Below are 1997 nucleotides of genomic sequence, written 5' to 3' on the forward strand. Positions count from 1 at the left end.
GATTTACAGTCCGCCGCGTTTAGCCACTTCGCTACCCCTCCGGTTAAAGAGTGCCGACTAGAGGACTTGAACCCCCAACCTACTGATTACAAGTCAGTTGCTCTACCAATTGAGCTAAGTCGGCTTAATTAAATTATTTATCTTAAATTTGATACGTCGCCTTAATCAATTCAACTCTTAGTCGTCCTTGTTTCAGTAAGTGATTCAAGATGTTTCTCGACAAGTACGCTGAAGATTTGCTACGAAGCTTATTCGTTCGTGCTCTACCAATTGAGCTAAGTCGGCAAATTATAATATTTAAGATGGTGGCTCGGGACGGAATCGAACCGCCGACACGAGGATTTTCAGTCCTCTGCTCTACCGACTGAGCTACCGAGCCAACTTAAATGGCGGTCCCGACCGGGATCGAACCGGCGATCTCCTGCGTGACAGGCAGGCATGTTAACCGCTACACCACGGGACCATTTGGTTGCGGGGACAGGATTTGAACCTGCGACCTTCGGGTTATGAGCCCGACGAGCTACCAGACTGCTCCACCCCGCGATAATGTGAATCCTAACTAAGTTAGATTCATTAATATGAGATTTAATAAAAATGGAGGAGTAAGAGGGATTCGAACCCCCGCGGGCTGTTACACCCCTGTCGGTTTTCAAGACCGATCCCTTCAGCCAGACTTGGGTATTACTCCATTGATAAGTGGTGGACCTTGTAGGACTCGAACCTACGACCGGACGGTTATGAGCCGTCTGCTCTAACCAGCTGAGCTAAAGGTCCTAAAATAATAAGTAGCGGCGGAGGGAGTCGAACCCACGACCTCACGGGTATGAACCGTACGCTCTAGCCAGCTGAGCTACACCGCCATAATATTTCATTTAAGTTTTCTAAGTGGAGCCTAGCGGGATCGAACCGCTGACCTCCTGCGTGCAAGGCAGGCGCTCTCCCAGCTGAGCTAAGGCCCCATGTTTTAAATGGTCGGGAAGACAGGATTTGAACCTGCGACCCCCTGGTCCCAAACCAGGTGCTCTACCAAGCTGAGCCACTTCCCGTTTAGAATTACAGGTGATACAATATGGCGCGCCCGAAAGGACTCGAACCCATAACCTTTTGATCCGTAGTCAAACGCTCTATCCAATTGAGCTACGGGCGCATATTATAAATGGTACCGAGGGCCGGACTCGAACCGGCACGGGGTCAACCCCCGCAGGATTTTAAGTCCTGTGTGTCTGCCATTCCACCACCCCGGCAGCATATGTGGAGCGGAAGACGGGGTTCGAACCCGCGACCCCAACCTTGGCAAGGTTGTATTCTACCACTGAACTACTTCCGCGTATACTGCTTTTAAACTATAAATGGTGCGGGTGAAGGGACTCGAACCCCCACACCGAAGTACTAGATCCTAAGTCTAGCGCGTCTGCCAATTCCGCCACACCCGCAAATATTTTCTTTTTGAGAAAATGGTGAGCCATGAAGGATTCGAACCTTCGACCCTCTGATTAAAAGTCAGATGCTCTACCAACTGAGCTAATGGCTCAAAAAGAGTGCCGACTAAAGGACTTGAACCCTCAACCTACTGATTACAAGTCAGTTGCTCTACCAATTGAGCTAAGTCGGCATATGGTGGAGGATGACGGGCTCGAACCGCCGACCCCCTGCTTGTAAGGCAGGTGCTCTCCCAGCTGAGCTAATCCTCCATCAAACCAAGCGACGTTCTACTCTCACAGGGGGAAACCCCCAACTACCATCGACGCTGAAGAGCTTAACTGCCGTGTTCGGTATGGGAACGGGTGTGACCTCTTCGCTATCATCACTTGATTCATTTTCTTTAGGACATTAATTATTATATCAAAATTTCTACTAAAGTCAATAACTTTTTAAAAGTTTTTTATAATAATTTTTGTACCTTCAAAACTAGATAATGTCATTATCAAACTTGTTAGTTAAGTCCTCGACCGATTAGTATCAGTCAGCTCCACGTGTCACCACGCTTCCACCTCTGA

Annotated in this window: 16 tRNA genes and 1 rRNA gene; all 17 read right to left on the reverse strand. The window is 48.5% G+C overall.

The annotated features are described in order from the left end of the window. Nucleotides 1-51: 51 nt before the first annotated feature. Nucleotides 52-124 (reverse strand) — tRNA-Thr (locus tag ACFTSA_RS24340). A 179-nt stretch (nt 125-303) separates the two neighbouring features. Next, nucleotides 304-379 (reverse strand) — tRNA-Phe (locus ACFTSA_RS24345). Between the two features lie 8 nt (nt 380-387). Next, nucleotides 388-463, reverse strand: a tRNA-Asp gene (locus tag ACFTSA_RS24350). A gap of 3 nt (nt 464-466) precedes the next feature. Next, a tRNA-Met gene (locus tag ACFTSA_RS24355) sits at nt 467-543 on the reverse strand. 52 nt (nt 544-595) lie between these two features. Continuing rightward, nucleotides 596-688: transfer RNA gene (locus ACFTSA_RS24360), tRNA-Ser, on the reverse strand. A gap of 9 nt (nt 689-697) precedes the next feature. After that, nucleotides 698-774, reverse strand: a tRNA-Ile gene (locus ACFTSA_RS24365). Nucleotides 775-786: 12 nt separating this feature from the next. Next, nucleotides 787-860: transfer RNA gene (locus ACFTSA_RS24370), tRNA-Met, on the reverse strand. Between the two features lie 26 nt (nt 861-886). Further along, nucleotides 887-959, reverse strand: a tRNA-Ala gene (locus ACFTSA_RS24375). Between the two features lie 10 nt (nt 960-969). Next, nucleotides 970-1046: transfer RNA gene (locus tag ACFTSA_RS24380), tRNA-Pro, on the reverse strand. A 24-nt stretch (nt 1047-1070) separates the two neighbouring features. Continuing rightward, a tRNA-Arg gene (locus ACFTSA_RS24385) sits at nt 1071-1147 on the reverse strand. A 10-nt stretch (nt 1148-1157) separates the two neighbouring features. Next, nucleotides 1158-1244, reverse strand: a tRNA-Leu gene (locus ACFTSA_RS24390). Nucleotides 1245-1252: 8 nt separating this feature from the next. Continuing rightward, nucleotides 1253-1327 (reverse strand) — tRNA-Gly (locus tag ACFTSA_RS24395). A gap of 23 nt (nt 1328-1350) precedes the next feature. Further along, nucleotides 1351-1433, reverse strand: a tRNA-Leu gene (locus ACFTSA_RS24400). A gap of 22 nt (nt 1434-1455) precedes the next feature. Next, a tRNA-Lys gene (locus ACFTSA_RS24405) sits at nt 1456-1531 on the reverse strand. Nucleotides 1532-1539: 8 nt separating this feature from the next. Beyond that, a tRNA-Thr gene (locus ACFTSA_RS24410) sits at nt 1540-1612 on the reverse strand. Nucleotides 1613-1615: 3 nt separating this feature from the next. Further along, nucleotides 1616-1691 (reverse strand) — tRNA-Val (locus tag ACFTSA_RS24415). Nucleotides 1692-1696: 5 nt separating this feature from the next. After that, a 5S ribosomal RNA gene (gene rrf / locus ACFTSA_RS24420) occupies nt 1697-1812 on the reverse strand. Between the last annotated feature and the right edge of the window lie 185 nt (nt 1813-1997).

The sequence above is a fragment of the Arthrobacter sp. NPDC057013 genome (genome assembly GCF_042674585.1).
Classification (GTDB): Bacteria; Actinomycetota; Actinomycetes; order Actinomycetales; family Micrococcaceae; genus Arthrobacter.